This is a genomic window from Vibrio salinus, assembly GCF_021272385.1.
GTDB classification, from domain to species: Bacteria; Pseudomonadota; Gammaproteobacteria; order Enterobacterales; family Vibrionaceae; genus Vibrio; species Vibrio salinus.
Genome location: NZ_JAJSDZ010000010.1, coordinates 1,269,180 through 1,284,479, shown reverse-complemented (window position 1 = coordinate 1,284,479; position 15,300 = coordinate 1,269,180). Strand labels below are relative to the sequence as shown.

The following is a 15,300-nucleotide window of genomic DNA, read 5'->3' as shown; positions in this document are numbered from 1 at the left end:
CTAGAATCCCATTGGCCCGTGACGCATTTTGTCAGTAAATGTATCTCCCCCGGGCATTCCAACCACAATTTTTTCACCCTCACTGAGGCCGGATACGATTTCCGCGTTGACCTTGTTATTGATTCCTACCTGAACTTCAGTTTGTTGTATTTGATGATTTTTCAGGACCGGAACTGTGTAAGTACCATTTCGTGATTTAGTAAGCACTTGTGAGGGGACTAAAAGTGCATTTATTGATTTTTTGAGGACAACCGTTACCTGAGCTGTCATCCCTATCCGCAGAGTATGCTTCGGGTTGGCAACATTAAAGAGGGCGTTATAGTAAACCGCTTCGTCATCATCCGGGGTCATATCGCTATCGTCTCCATCCATTGAAGTTGGGCCAGGTTCGATGGATTCTAGTTTTCCTTCATAACGATGGGAGGCGTTACCCAAAATTGTGAAGTAGACAGACTGACCTGGTGATGTATTAATAACATCGGCTTCGGATATTTGTGCTTTAACAGTCATCGTATCCAGATTGGCGATTTCTACGATGGTTGGCGTACTTTGATTGGCATTAACAGTTTGACCGACTTCCACGGCAGTATAAACAACGGTACCATCCATTGGAGCATTAATTTTGGTGTAACCCAGGTCAACTTTTGCGCTATCAACAGAGACTTTTGCCTGATCAATTTCTGCTTTTAGTTTATCGGATTCTGCTTTATAAACGGCCAGGTTGGACTCGGCGGATTCATAATCTGCTTTTGAGCTTGCATGATCAGCCAACATGGCTTTCTGACGTTTAAATTCCTGCGTAGCCTGTTTTATCTGGGCTTGTTTAGCTTGATACTGTGCTCTTAAACTCGCCAGAGATGCCCGGGCCTCTTTCAATGCGTTTTGTTGTGTCAAATCATCGATTTCGGCAATTAACTCGCCTTTTTTAACATGATCACCAAGCTTAACTTTGAGTTTAGTGATCTGTCCGGATACCTGAGCTCCCACGCTGACCAGTTTGGATGCCTGGAGCATCCCACTGGCAAGAACCGCACTTTCAATGTTTCCTCTTCTTACTACCTCAGCGGCATAGGATGGGGCTGGTTTTGGTTTCATCCACAAAGAATAGGCGGTTCCGGATATAGCAATGAAAATAGTCGCTAATATCAGTGTTAGTTTTGTTGTTTTTGACATATTGCGTATCCAACATAATGACTTGAGTTCCACCAATAGTTGATGGACTGAATAAAGTTAAGCAGGCGCTCTCTAATCTGCCATATAGATGTATTAAAATGAAGACGTCAAAAATGAAAGAATCGGTAAAGGTTCAGAAACGTAAAGTTTAGTCTGTATAGTCGAGATGATTTTTTATTTGTTGTTTTTATTTAAATGACATTAATTAACAATGAGTTATAAAATTTTTTCCTCTTGGGTCAATTTCTGCCCTAAACTTAGAGTTAGAACTAAATTAAACCTTAATATATACGAAACTTTACTTTTATTTACGTTACTAAAAACAGTGTTTTTATGTATTCGGAATAGATAAGTCATTTTTATGAATTAAATTTATTCCATTACCCTATCTTTTCAATGTACACAAGATCGTTTTTAAAAAATAATTAGTGTTCTAACTAATATTGTGGTTTGTGTTACATGAATATTGTTGTATAAAACGCATTACCTCGTGTTAACTCTATTAACAATCAAATTGTTTTTGTTAACGTTTAATTAATTTTTGGCTAAAAATATATTGATTACAAAAGTTACGTAACTTCAACCGTTTTGTTCACAAAAGTGATAATATTACCAACTTCACATTAATTAAATTATTGATATAAATGAATAAAAATAAAATTCCATTAATATTTTGTTACAATTGAAATATAAAAATGAGTGATGTATCCCATTTTTGTTATTTTATATTCCATATGAGTTATTTCTCGAAATTTTTTAACCATTATCAAGGATTCCTTTCCAATAAGAAACTTAAATATAAGAGAACAAAAACTTTTAACCTCAATTAATTACGCTTGGGAAACGTACAAGAAATTGAGAACTTCATATTTTTTATCTTGATAATGGAAATACAATTATGAGTGAACTAGCACTATCTACTCTGGTTCTTGCCATCGTGGCAGTAATCGGCTTGTGGTTAGGTGGCATAAAAATAAAAGGTGTTGGTCTTGGAATTGGTGGTGTTTTGTTTGGCGGCATCATTGTAGGTCACTTCACTAATCAATTTGGATGGCACCTGGATAATCATGCTCTTCATTTTATTAAAGAGTTTGGTTTGATTCTTTTTGTTTATACGATTGGTATTCAGGTTGGTCCGGGTTTTTTTGCATCATTAAAAAGCAGTGGATTAAGGCTGAATGTTCTTGCTGCCGGAATTGTGGTTTTAGGCGGTTTAGTTGCTGTAGCACTTCATTTCATTTTTGACCTGCCTCTTGATGTGTTCCTTGGTATTTACTCTGGGGCGGTAACTAATACACCATCTCTTGCTGCCGGGCAGCAGATTCTGCAGGAATTAGGTGAAGGAGTCGCGCATACGGATATGTTGGGCCTTGGCTATGCGATGGCCTATCCATTTGGGATTTTGGGAATTTTGCTTTCTATGTGGGTTGTACGAATTGTTTTCGAAATCAATGTAGATAAGGAAGCGGAAGAGTACGATAAGAAAAATAACGGGGGAGGCAGTCAGAAAGATCTGCTATCTGTTAATGTCGTTGTTGAAAACCCGAATATGGATGGCATGTTGTTTAAAGAGCTTGAAACTTTAATTGGTCAGAATATTGTGTGTTCCCGCATGAAATCGGATGGGGAATTGAACGTTCCCGGTCCGGATACGGTCTTGCACATAGGGGATTACCTACATTTTGTTAGTGCCAGTTACGATATGCTGCACAAAGCCGTGGTGATTGTCGGAAAAGAGGTGAAAGAATCACTGTCTACAAAAGGGACGGATTTCAAAAGTGACCGTATTGTGGTTACCAATGAAAAAGTGCTGGGTAAACAATTAGGTGATTTGCACCTAAAACATGAACATAATGTTGTGATTTCACGTTTAAATCGTTCTGGTGTTGAGCTGGTGGCTAATCGCCATTCCGTTTTACAGTTCGGTGATATTCTTTACATAGTTGGTCAAAAAGAAGATATTACAACAGTAGGTAAAATGCTGGGTAATGCGGCCAGTAAGTTACAACATGTTCAGATGCTTCCTATTTTTATCGGTATCGGCTTAGGGGTGCTACTGGGTTCAATTCCATTCCAGCTACCTCATCTGCCAGCACCATTGAAATTAGGTTTGGCTGGCGGTCCGTTAATTGTTGCCATCATTCTTGCAAGAATTGGTAGTATAGGCCGTCTGTACTGGTTTATGCCACCAAGTGCAAACCTCGCTCTTCGCGAAATCGGTATTGTTCTGTTTCTGGCTGTTGTTGGGATCAGCTCTGGTGGCAACTTTATCAGTACGATTATAGACGGTGAAGGTCTGTCCTGGATGGGATATGGTATTTTTATTACCTTAATCCCGTTATTAATCATTGGTTTTGTTGCCCGTTTTGTCATGAAGTTAAATTATCTTTCTGTCTGTGGGCTTATGGCTGGTTCGATGACAGATCCACCGGCGCTGGCTTTTGCAAACTCGATCCACGAAACAAGTGGGGCATCGGCTTTAGCATACGCAACTGTTTATCCTCTGGTGATGTGTCTGAGAATTTTGTCACCACAAATTATCGCTGTTTTACTGTGGGTCGCAGTATAAGCGAATAATAAATAAACATTCTTAACCCGGCGTAATGCCGGGTTTTTTGATTTTATCGTGAAGATTGAAGCCGATTTAAAAGTAATGGAGCAATTTTGTTCAATTTTTTAGTCGAGTCATTTTCTATAGTATGTAAAGATTAATACTAAGCCGATAACATTTTTTCGAGGAAATGACTTTGAAGCAAGCAAATCACTTTCAGTTTACTAATCGTTTGCAACTAAATAATGTTGCAATGCTTAGTGCAACAATGAGTGATTTTTCATATTCAAAACACGCTCATGAAGAATACTCAATAGGGTTGACTCTTCAAGGTCGGCAGGATTTCTTCTGTCATGACTCATTTCATAAAAGTTCTCCTGGCTGCGTTATGTTTTTTAATCCGGAAGACATTCATGATGGGCATTCAGGAATAGAACAGGAGCTTGAGTATGTGATGCTCTATATTCATCCTGATGAGGTCGGTCCAATATTTCAGACATTAGGTTATAAAGGCAATGGACCTTTGAGGCTGAAGGATCGAGTGTTTAATGATCCTGTTTTGCGTTACCGGATTGAATCGATGACTCAGTCGTTAAAATCTGGTAATCGTTCGCAAATTGAATACGAAAATGAATTGTATTTACTCGCTCAGGCTATTGTAAGCCATGATGGCAGTCTGCACTTGCCAACATCGGGTTTGAAAGTCGATTCTCTGCTTATTAAAGCGAAAGACTTCATTATTGCAAATCTTAGTAATGATATTTCAATTGACCAGATTGCATCGGCCGCCAATATATCTAAATTTCATTTTATACGAAAATTTCGTGCTCAGTTTGGTATTACTCCACATCAATATGTTTTGAACTGTCGTATCAACCAGGCCAGAAAAATGTTGCAGATTGGAGACAGTGCTACCCAAGCTGCTGTTGAATCTGGTTTTGCTGATGTTAGCCATTTAAACCGGAATTTTAAAAAAGTATTTGGCATGACGCCAAAACAGTTTCAACGTCAGTGGTCCCGTTAACTCTGGTTTCCTTTTGCTTTTTAATATCCGAATAAAGCATCTCTGGTGATTTATTCAGATATTGATAATCTGCCCTGATTGTTTTTGGAGTGATTATGTTAGCTATTTTTGCTTATGCCATCGGTATTATGTACACACCCGGCCCGGTTAACTTACTGGGATTGTATAGCGGTATTAATGGTCGAACCCGGAATCATCTTGGATTTTTTGCCGGAATTGGATTTGCAATGTTTATTTTGTTTGTTTTCCTTGGGTTCGCAGGCAATCAGGTTATGAAGCCAACGTACCTGCCATTCATCAGCTTAGTTGGTTGTTTGTATATTTTGTATATCGCCTGGAAAGTACTTAAAGCGAATGTGCACTTGAATAATGTGGATACAGATACCAGTAATAGTCACAGAGATGAACTCAGCTTTAAAGATGGCGTTATTATGCAGTTGCTAAATCCAAAAGGCTTAGTTGCAACGTTGCCAATTGCAACCATTCAGTTTCCCAGTATTGGGATTGCTGGAGGGGAATTACTGTTTTGGTCGTTTATACTGGCTGTTCTGGCATTTGGAGCTCCTGCCAGTTACTCTTTGATGGGGCTGGTGGTCGGAAAGCGGATTGAAAGTCAGAATTATTTCAGGATATTCAATTATATTATGTCCGTACTGTTAGTTTATGTTTCTTTTTCCATTGGATATCAATACGTCTATATACCGCTATTAAATTAGTCTGAATGAGGCGATACTTTCTGGGAGAGAGCTATTCATTTGCGGTAACCAGTGAATTTACCGCAAATCTACACGTGCAATGGTCTTATTTTACCAGATGTTTTTCAGCGATGGCCTTTACTTTATCAACTCGTTTTGTGTATTTTTCTTCGTTGATAAGGTAGTCGGTTGTCATCCATGTGTTAACAATATCCTGAGCAATTGCAGAACCAATGATTTTGCCACCAAGGCACAGAACGTTGGTGTCTGAATGCGAACGGGCTAAACCTGCACAGAATGGGTCCTGACAGATAGCCGCATAAACGCCATAAATTTTGTTGGCAATCATCGCGCTACCATAGCCGACTCCATCAATAAATATACCGCGATCAACCTCTTTCTTACTGACGGCTAATGCTGCTGGATATATAAAATCAGGCAAATCACAGGATTCTTCACTAAAAGGGCCAAAATCTACTACTTCATGCCCCTGACTTTGTAGAAGTTCTGTTATTTCCTGTTTCATTTTAAAGCCGGCATGATCACCTGCCACAGCAATTTTCATAATTTACTCCAAATCAATAATGTTTTTTCGTTATTCGAATTGTTCTGTCTGAATAAATTAGTAAAACCAGATAGAATCAATAGCTGAAACGATTTAGCATAAGATAGCAGAAAAACCGTCTTTCCGATAGAACAGACTTGATGTTCGTTGATAATTCTGCATTAGCCACATCAATGACCACGGCGTAGATGTATTAAAATATACGGTCTGGTTGAATTTATTCCCAAACAATAAGAACACAGCACATTCCGGTGTTCCAGTCGGCTTATTTATCAATTAAAGCTTCTGAGTACTCCTGTTCCTGTTTCGTTTGTCCGGCAGAGGCTAATAACAGGATAAAGTCTTCTGTCTGAGGCCAAAAACCGTTATTCTTCTTTTATTAAGAACTTTACAGGGCCAGATTACGAGACAACTTAGTAGCCGGCCACTAAAAAAGAAATGAGCAGAGTCCTATGATTAATGATAATGATGTAATTCGTACTCTTGAAGAATTAGAAACTTTTTTAATTTTAGTCGAGAATGGTGGATTAGGATTGGAAAATGTTGCCGGTGTCGCTTTGGCAACGAACAATTCGGACGGGCGGCCTTTTGTCGCAGTGCTGGATGACCGGCACCAGTTACTTCTTGGGCGGTGGGTCACTCAGGAAGTGTTTGAAAATGGGAAAGATCTGGTAAGAAAAGGGCCGGGGAAAACGCACTAGATTATTATACGAAAGGACGTCAGTATTATGGAGTTTGATATTTTTGTTGTTGATGCTTTTACGGATAAACAATTTAAAGGAAATCCGGCCGCGGTTGTTTTATTAGCGGACTGGATTGAAGCAGAGAAAATGCAGGCAATTGCAGCAGAGAATAATCTGTCTGAAACCGCATTTATACGGTTTCTTTCGTCAAACCAATATGAAATTCGCTGGTTTTCTCCGTTAACAGAAATCGATTTTTGCGGGCATGCTACACTTGCTTCTTCGTTTGTCATTTTCAATTACCTGAATAGCAAAGGTGAGATTGAATTTATCACATCTCAGGTCGGTTCATTGTTTGTTAGTGAACTCGATGACGGACGTATTGAAATGAGTTTTCCAAATCAGCGTCTAGACCCTATAGAAGACATTCCGGAAGTTTTACTTAAAGGATTGTCTTATTCGCCGGTACAGGTTCTGAAAAACCGGCAGGCTTATTTTGCTGTGATGTCTTCAGCTAAAGAAGTTGAGTGCTTAGACTACCAGACAGAACAACTTAAACGACTGGCACCGTATGATGTGGTAGTGACGGCGCAATCGGATACGTTTGATTTTGTATCACGATATTTTTGGCCGGCGAATGGCGGTGATGAGGATCCTGTTACCGGTTCGATTCATTCCGGGTTAGCGCCTTTCTGGGCTGAAAAACTCGCTAAATCAAATTTAGTTGCATATCAGGCTTCGAATCGCGGTGGTGTTCTGTATTGTTCTGTTAATGGTGAACGTGTGATGGTTTCGGGCTATGGCGTCTTGTATATGAAAGGAACCATTTATATTTAGCCGGTTTTGTGTGTGGTTTATTCCCGAGATATTTTCGTCGCCTGGGTATATCTGCATTAATGTGCCATTATTTTTATTATTAAGGTGGAGAGAGAAATCATGAAGCTGATATACACACATGAAAATAAGGTCATTGTTGAAAATACAAGAAATTATTTGCAAAAACAGGGAGTTGATTGCGAATTGAGGAATGAGTTCGCTGGTGGTGCCATTGGTGATTTATCGCCAATACAGACATGGCCTGAATTATGGGTCAGTGATGAATATTATGATCAGGCTGCAGAACTTATTGCTCAGTTATCTGACGAATCAGGTGATGATAACTGGATTTGTCCGGAATGTGGCGAGGAAAATGCACCATCGTTTGACTTTTGCTGGAACTGCCAGTGCGTTAGTCCTCATGTTAGTGAATAGCCATCGACGATTTTACCAACATCCTATCTAAGCCATTTTTATTTTCTATCCTTTCCTTTTACATCCCTCCACTTCTTATTTTGATTGGTACTCTGCTTTTCCTGCCAGAATGAGAGTGACGTTTATTGGTATGTACTATTCTTGTTAGTGAATAATTTTTTGCGTGATGTCATTGATATTTTTGATAATAAAAGTCATCACGCATAAGGATAAGTACAATGATAGTGATTGATCGAATAAAAAAAACGTCAGCAATTATATCGGCGGGGTTACTGATACTGGTCGGAATTTGGACACCGGCGAGTGCCGAGGTTTTCCGTGCAAAATTTGAATCAGGTTCAGAGTATCTGATGGTGGAGATTTTAGATGATGACCTGGCTCATTTTGAACTTTCTGCTGTAGGTTCTGCACCCTCTACTGATACTGCGCTCTACACGTCACCAATGATCCTGAAAACAGACTATCAGGGAGCATCTATGGTTATACGACGTGATAATGTGATTGAAACACCCGATATGCGTTTAAAAATTGACAAAGATAACTTGTGTATCAGTCTGACTGATAAAACGAAAAGTGATATCCGGTTAACGACGGTTTGCCCGGTCGATCTTTCCCAGCCAATGAAAGGACTGAACATTGATCCCGCACAAATGCAGAATGTGTATGGACTTGGGCAGAAATTTAAAACACTCGGGTCAGCAGATGGGGACTGGATTAAGCTTGGTGTCAGAGAAGGGAAAGACAACTGGGGTAATGGGTTTGAAGTATTCCAGAATGCAATGGTTGGCAATGTTCAGATCCCGGTGTATTACGCTGTTGGCCCGGAGAATCTGAATTACGCGTTATTTATGGATAATGTGTATTGGCAAAAATGGGATTTTACTAAAAACTGGTGGCAGGCCCGTATGTATGGTGATCAGCTACGGTTCTACCTTATGACCGGTCAGAATTTAGAAGCATTACGTTCGGATTTTATGGCATTAACCGGCAGACCTCCGGTTCCTTCCCGTAAAGCCTTTGGTTTGTGGGTATCAGAGTTCGGTTATGATAACTGGGAGCAGATCGATCTGCTTAAAAATGGGTTGAGAAGTCATCATTTCCCGCTTGATGGATTTGTGTTGGATTTAACCTGGTTTGGTGGTATCAGTCCGGACTCTAATATGGGACGTTTGAACTGGGATCAGAATCAGGATTCACTGGTTCAGAATAATTCGTATTATTTCCCGGAACCGGCGGAAAAAATTAAACAGTATGACGAAGATCATATTGGATTGGCTGCGATTGAAGAGTCTTATCTTGCAGAAACAGATCCGGTGCTGAAAACAGCATCAGAAATTCCTCAAAATCTGATGAGTTATAAAAGAAACAACAGCAATCAGTGTGATCCGGATAGTCAGATTCCCGCTGAAACGTTCGGTTTCTGGGGCACCGGGTGGATGTTTGACTGGTCTGATGATGCCTTAGGGAAATGGATACACAATAACCGGCGTTATCCAAATTTGGTGAAGTTGGGTGTTAATACTCACTGGACGGATTTAGGTGAACCCGAGACATTTAACCAGTCGGCATGCTATGAAGGTGTAGAAATAACCGCAGATGGTGTGAAGAATGCGCATGCCGACATTCATAATCTTTATAATTTACTTTGGAACCGTTCTATCTGGAACGGTTATGTTGAAAAGCAAGGGCAGCCGGATAACCTTGGCGTAACCAATCCGAGACCACTGATTCTTAGCCGCTCAGGAGCGGCAGGTTCTCAACGCTATGGCGTAGCAATGTGGTCGGGGGATATTGCATCAAATCTTAAGTCTCTGGCCAGCCATTTTAATGCTCAGATGCACATGTCTTTTTCCGGAATCGATTATTATGGTGCGGATATTGGGGGATTTCGTCGTGAGGTGTTACCGGGTAATACCAGTGACGGGCCTTATGACGTCAGTTATCAGGATGAAATGTATACCCAGTGGTTTGCGAATGGCAGTTGGTTTGATATTCCCATTCGTCCACATACCGATAACGAATTCGGTACCGGTCGTGATAGCTGCCAGAAAAATTTTGGGGAACGTACTCCCCCCTGTTACGAAACTGCACCAGACAGAGTTGGCAAAACAGCCAGTAATTTAGCGAATCTTCGTCAGCGGTATGAACTTATCCCATATTATTATTCTCTTGCTTACCGAGCCTATTTATACGGTGAGCCAGTGGTACCACCTCCGGTTTTTTATTATCAGGAGGATGAAAATCTGAGAGAAACCGGTAATGAAAAAATGATTGGAAAAGATATTTTAGTGGGTGTTGTTGCACGGCATGGAGAATATGAACGTCATGTTTATCTTCCTAAAGGCGAATGGGTTAATTATCATTCGAATGAATGGGTGAGCAGTCGGGGAGAAGAATTCGAATCGATACCGGTCTACCGTGATGGTTTATTCCGGTTGCCCACTTTTGTCCGGGCTGGTGCCATCCTTCCACAGATGTATGTTGACGACAACACGCTTGATGCTTTTGGTCATCAGGGTGAGAACACGTTGGCTCATAAAGAGCTGATACTTAGTGTCTATGCTTCGGATCAACCCTCGCAGTTTATCTTATATGAAGATGATGGCCTGACGCTTAACTATACGATGTCAGGTCGACCGCTGTATACATACAGAACCACTGAAATCAAACAGCAACAAAGTAATAATACCGTTCAGGTGATGATTGGCTCTGCTGTTAATAAACAAGGTGATACGGAAGTGGAAGAGCCGTATTCAGGTGCAGTTACCAATCGTTCAAATATTATTAAACTGATTGTTGATGGGCGTATTGCAACTAAAGTGACACTAAATGATTCACCTTTGACAAAATATCAGTCACAACAGGCATTCAGTGACGCAGACAGTGGTTGGTATAATGCGGGTCCCAATCTGGTGATCGCAAAAACGGCTAAGCAGGATGTGGAAACCTCAAAATCATTTACTTTTGAATTACAGGCGGCTCAGCCGACCACATCGGTTAATTTTATTTGCGACAATGGCATTACCGTTCCGGGACAAAGTATTTATGTTTCCGGTAATATTGCTGCATTGGGTAATTGGGATCCGGCTAATGCCATCAAGCTCGATCCGAACATTTATTATGATTATATTAACCGGAGTAATACGGACCTTCCCGGGCCGACTAAACCGGTATGGACGGGTGTTGTTCGCGGGTTACCATCGGATATAGCTTTTGAGTGGAAATGCATTAAGCGAAACGAAGATGATCCGGGACAGGTGCAATGGCAAACCGGAAATAATAATAAAAAGACAACTACGGTATCCGGATATGCCGGGCATAGTTATGGTTCTTTTTAGTTCGACCGTATCCGGTTTTTGTTAGGTAATAGCAGGGTATTACCCTTTGTTTCCTGGGGGAAATATTCATATTTCCCCGTCTTATAAGTAAACGAGCCCGGTATTGACTGAATAAAGCCATAAAATACAAAAACAGCATAAAAACATCATTAGCGTATATCGCCAGTTTAGCTTTAAGAGTTCACTTGCTCTGATGTTATAGCGGGATTGTATGCTCAGCTGTACTCCGGAAAATGGTGACAGAGATATGCCTAAAGACCAGCTCATTAAAAGTGTGAGGCCGAGTAAATTTGGGTCTTGTACTGATGGTGCAAGAATACTACCGGCAAGCACGACACTTGTTACCGGATGCATGCCGGTCATTGCCAGACCAACTAAAATCACCAGAGTAATACTGGCTTCTAATGGCCCATAGTGTTCAGGCGCTAAGTGAAGGTGTAATGCGGTCATCATGGCTGCAAATCCGGAGGCAAGCAGTGCGGCTGATGCAAACAGAACGACTTCGTTTCCTGAACTGACAATACCATGATTGATGTGCTCTTTGATGGTACTGATACCTTTTCGTAATCCTTTTTTTAGAGAAAGCAAACCCAGAGTAAAAGTAATACTGGTAAGAGAAACCAGCGTGAGAACACTGACCCCCGGTTTTATTTCATGAATCATCAGTACGATACCGGCAAGGAAGCAAGGCATCCACAAAGAGTCCAGTGCCATTGGGTAACCGGTCAGCTCTTTTGCAACCGGCTTACGCAAAATTTCCCAGGCACTGATAAGTATCGCAGCAATACTGGTTGGAAGGCCATACAGGACTAATGTGGTAAGTTGAGAACCTGGGGAACTGATTAATGTCAGGCCCATTGCGGCAAAAAAAGGAGACCAGAATGCACAAATACAAAATGCTCTTAACAGGAGCAGCCCTTGCAGAGGTGTCACTTTTTGTTGGTTGGCGAGTTTATCGCCCATAATGATGACGGAAGACATATTCAGAACGGCACCAAACAGATGAGCGCCAAATAAGGTTTTTAACAGGGCTTTTCTGCCCTTTGGCAGGTCATTTTTATTGAGTGAAACCGCTGAGGCACATATTTTTAGAAAGCCGACGGCAATGAGCATGGTTACCACTTTTTGATTGGCATCTAAGGCTCTGCGCAGGTCAGCCAGATGTCCAGAATACAAAGAACTGAACAGTATTCCTGATACACCAAGGATAATGAGTATGGAAACTTGCGTTTTCTGATTTGATTTAATCCGCGGAAACAAGAGTACAGCACTAATCCATATTGGAATTCCGGCATAATAACCGGGTATTTCCGGAGAAAAAGCGGAAAAAATTGAAAGTGCCAGACTGGCTGATAATAACCAGCCACACACAGTATTTAGCCTAAATTCCATTTTAGCCTTGTCATCCAATTGCTGTTTTATTGTTCTGATAATATTATCAGATATTCATTTTTCTGTCAGATAACGGTATCTGTCCATTGTCCGTTAATCATTGTGTTTACTATTTGATAGTTGTCAGTGATCTGAGTAAGGTTTGCAATTTTGTCAGGTTGGATACTACCAAGTTTGTCTGCCATGTTTATCGAATGCGCCGGATAGAGTGTCGCCATCCGGAACGCTTCATCCACACTGACACCGCCGTTTTCGGCCATTAGCCTGATGGCATTATTCATTGTCAGAGATGAGCCACCTAACGTCCCGTTTTTATCGCAACAGATTCCGTCTTTCAGGTAAATAGTGGCGCCACAAAAATTAAACTCAGTCATATCCGAAGGTGGCATTGCTCCGGCTGTTGCATCGGTAACCAAACATAATTTGTCACCTAATATCGTCTTTGCAAGTCTTATATTGGACCAATGAACATGGTGTCCGTCAGCAATGATGCCGGAGTATACTTTCCTGTCAAAAACAGCGCCTACGACCCCCGGTTCCCGCCCGTTTGCTATTGAACTCATTGCATTAAAGAGGTGTGTTGCACTGGTTACTCCCTGCTTAAAGCTATTGGTCGCTTCTTCGTATGTTGCAGCTGAATGGCCAATGCTGACAATGATTCCTGATTGCGAAAGCTGCTGAATGAATTCAGCGGTGCTGAGTTCAGGAGCCAAAGTGATTTGTTTTATGGCTTTGCGATGTCTGAGCAACCACTCAACCATTGTCTGTGTCAGAGGCCGGATTTGTTCCTTAGGGTGAATCCCCCGACGAATCACATTGGTAAACGGGCCTTCCAGGTGCATTCCCAGTATTTGATTATGATGCTTTTCTGTAAATGTTTCGACGGCTTTAACGGCGGTCTTAATGTTTGCATCGCTGTCGCTGATGAATGTTGGTAAAAAACTGGTTGTTCCGGATTTTAAGTTGGTTTCCTGCATATGTTTAAGGGTGGAGTAAGTGGGCGCACTGTTAAACATGACCCCACCACAGCCATTAACCTGAAGATCGATAAAGCCTGCTGACAGCATGGTGCCTTCCAAATCGTAGGCTTCAATACTGGATGGCAGTTCTGATTCGGGAATGATGGAATGAATTTTATTTTCTTTTATCAAAACAGCAACGTTGGTTAAGCGTTGAAATCCGGTTAAAACAATGCCGTTAGTTAAAGCAAGCATTTAAGATCTCCTTGGTAAACAGAATTCCATTGGCGAGTCGTTATCAGGCAGGCAATTGGAAAATAAATATCGGTGAAACTGACTATGCGTATGATAAACGGTGATATTTGGTTATTAAAGGGGGAAATAACTTATGTTGGCGAAACAATCCCGGCAAAAATAAGAATTTTTCTTCTTTATTGACTTCCCGTCAGGATAAAGTAATTTCATTTGCCTCTATACTTTGTGATATTAATCATTATACTTCGTACTAGTACAATGATACACTTTGGGCGTTTAAAATTTTTAAAAATAAATATTGACCCTATCGACATATTTATTATGTTTAGTGAAGGTTTGATGCGATGAAATTGGTTGAATCTAAAAATAACGATAAGTGATGAAAAGACAGGCGGGAAAATGCGTAAAAAATGGTTAAACTCTGCTGGTGCTGCGGTTCTGGCGTTTTCTGCTGCCACAAGTGTTTCGGCAGCTGATTACCCGAGTAAAAATATTCAGGGTATTATTATGTGGGGAGCCGGTGGCTCAACTGACAGCGTGATGAGGACAGTTACACCGGACGCGGAAAAGCTGTTGGGTACCGATGTTATCTTAGTCAACCGTCCCGGAGGCAGTGGCGCTCTGGCCACAAAATTTGTTAATGCTAAAAGAGCCGATGGTTATACATTATTAATGGGCGCAGAAAACCCGCAGATATACAAAGTGTTGGGACTTTCTAAAATCGATTACAGTGATATGATTCCTGTTTCCCTTCTGGCTCAGGGGATTTCGATATTCGTCGCCCGTAATGAGACTCCGTATAATAACTTGAAAGAATTCATCGATTACGCAAAGGCACACCCTAAAGATGTAAAAGTTGGTTCAACTGGTCCGGCAGGTTTACCTTCCATTTTATTATCCATCCTTAAATCCGATCAGAAATTTGAAGTAACATCGGTTCCCTATAATGGTGATAGCCCGGCATTAACGGCTTTACTCAGTGGTGCGGTGGATGTCATGCCGATTACTTACGGAGTTGCGAAGGAATACATCCGGGCAGGGCAGGTAAAAGTTATTGGTTTAATGGATAAAAAGCCTAATGACCAATTGCCGGGTGTTGAACCCGTTACGACGTATTTTCCTCATTTAGCCGGTAAACTGCCCTACAGTGCATTTTTTGGTATTTTTGCAAAAGCAGGTACACCGGATGATGTGGTAAATAAATTATCTCAGGCGTTTAATACTGCTGCAGCACAGGGTGATTTTAAAAAGTTAATTGAAGATAAAGGTTATGAATACCTCGGTCTTTCCGGACAGAAAGCTGCAGATTATGTTGAACGGTTCAGAAAAGTGGGTTCGTGGACTGTCTATGAAGCCGGAGCAGCAAAATTTTCGCCGGCAAAATTTAACATAGAAAAGATTCATGATTAGTGCG

Annotated in this window: 12 protein-coding genes; 8 read left to right on the top strand and 4 right to left on the bottom strand. The window is 41.0% G+C overall.

Annotated elements, in window-relative coordinates; all coding sequences use genetic code 11:
* Positions 1-1,173, bottom strand: a complete 1,173-nt coding sequence (locus LRQ06_RS19340) for an efflux RND transporter periplasmic adaptor subunit (RefSeq protein ID WP_232768684.1) — start codon at positions 1,171-1,173, stop codon at positions 1-3.
* Between the two features lie 898 nt (positions 1,174-2,071).
* Here LRQ06_RS19340 and LRQ06_RS19335 point away from each other — a divergent pair.
* From LRQ06_RS19335 to LRQ06_RS19325, 3 genes are all read left to right on the top strand, one after another.
* Complete coding sequence (locus tag LRQ06_RS19335; RefSeq protein ID WP_232768683.1) at positions 2,072-3,742, top strand: putative transporter; 1,671 nt, start codon at positions 2,072-2,074, stop codon at positions 3,740-3,742.
* Positions 3,743-3,920: 178 nt separating this feature from the next.
* Positions 3,921-4,748 (top strand): AraC family transcriptional regulator, encoded by an 828-nt coding sequence (locus tag LRQ06_RS19330; RefSeq protein ID WP_232768682.1) that lies wholly within the window; start codon positions 3,921-3,923, stop codon positions 4,746-4,748.
* A 95-nt stretch (positions 4,749-4,843) separates the two neighbouring features.
* A complete protein-coding gene (locus LRQ06_RS19325; protein WP_232768681.1) occupies positions 4,844-5,464 on the top strand; it encodes a LysE family translocator in 621 nt (206 codons plus the stop codon).
* 85 nt (positions 5,465-5,549) lie between these two features.
* Here the strand turns inward: LRQ06_RS19325 and LRQ06_RS19320 are convergent, their stop codons facing one another.
* On the bottom strand, positions 5,550-6,008 hold the full coding sequence (locus LRQ06_RS19320) for an RpiB/LacA/LacB family sugar-phosphate isomerase (protein ID WP_232768680.1): 459 nt from the start codon (positions 6,006-6,008) through the stop codon (positions 5,550-5,552).
* Positions 6,009-6,460: 452 nt separating this feature from the next.
* Between LRQ06_RS19320 and LRQ06_RS19315 the strand changes: the two genes are divergently transcribed.
* The 4 genes from LRQ06_RS19315 to LRQ06_RS19300 all read left to right on the top strand — a co-directional run bounded on the left by LRQ06_RS19315 (position 6,461) and on the right by LRQ06_RS19300 (position 11,280).
* On the top strand, positions 6,461-6,709 hold the full coding sequence (locus LRQ06_RS19315; RefSeq protein ID WP_232768679.1) for a hypothetical protein: 249 nt from the start codon (positions 6,461-6,463) through the stop codon (positions 6,707-6,709).
* Positions 6,710-6,736: 27 nt separating this feature from the next.
* Complete coding sequence (locus LRQ06_RS19310) at positions 6,737-7,528, top strand: PhzF family phenazine biosynthesis protein (RefSeq protein ID WP_232768678.1); 792 nt, start codon at positions 6,737-6,739, stop codon at positions 7,526-7,528.
* Between the two features lie 99 nt (positions 7,529-7,627).
* Positions 7,628-7,942: a putative signal transducing protein gene (locus LRQ06_RS19305; protein ID WP_232768677.1), complete on the top strand. Its 315-nt coding sequence runs from the start codon at positions 7,628-7,630 to the stop codon at positions 7,940-7,942.
* Between the two features lie 218 nt (positions 7,943-8,160).
* Positions 8,161-11,280, top strand: a complete 3,120-nt coding sequence (locus tag LRQ06_RS19300) for a TIM-barrel domain-containing protein (RefSeq protein ID WP_232768676.1) — start codon at positions 8,161-8,163, stop codon at positions 11,278-11,280.
* An 81-nt stretch (positions 11,281-11,361) separates the two neighbouring features.
* Here the strand turns inward: LRQ06_RS19300 and LRQ06_RS19295 are convergent, their stop codons facing one another.
* Both LRQ06_RS19295 and nagA read right to left on the bottom strand, forming a co-directional pair.
* Positions 11,362-12,672, bottom strand: a complete 1,311-nt coding sequence (locus tag LRQ06_RS19295) for a hypothetical protein (RefSeq protein ID WP_232768675.1) — start codon at positions 12,670-12,672, stop codon at positions 11,362-11,364.
* Between the two features lie 65 nt (positions 12,673-12,737).
* Positions 12,738-13,886, bottom strand: coding sequence for an N-acetylglucosamine-6-phosphate deacetylase (nagA, locus tag LRQ06_RS19290; protein ID WP_232768674.1), 1,149 nt, complete (start codon positions 13,884-13,886; stop codon positions 12,738-12,740).
* A gap of 399 nt (positions 13,887-14,285) precedes the next feature.
* Here nagA and LRQ06_RS19285 point away from each other — a divergent pair, with 399 nt between their 5' ends.
* Entirely contained in the window at positions 14,286-15,296 is a 1,011-nt protein-coding gene (locus LRQ06_RS19285) for a Bug family tripartite tricarboxylate transporter substrate binding protein (RefSeq protein ID WP_232768673.1), read from the top strand.
* Positions 15,297-15,300 lie beyond the last annotated feature (4 nt).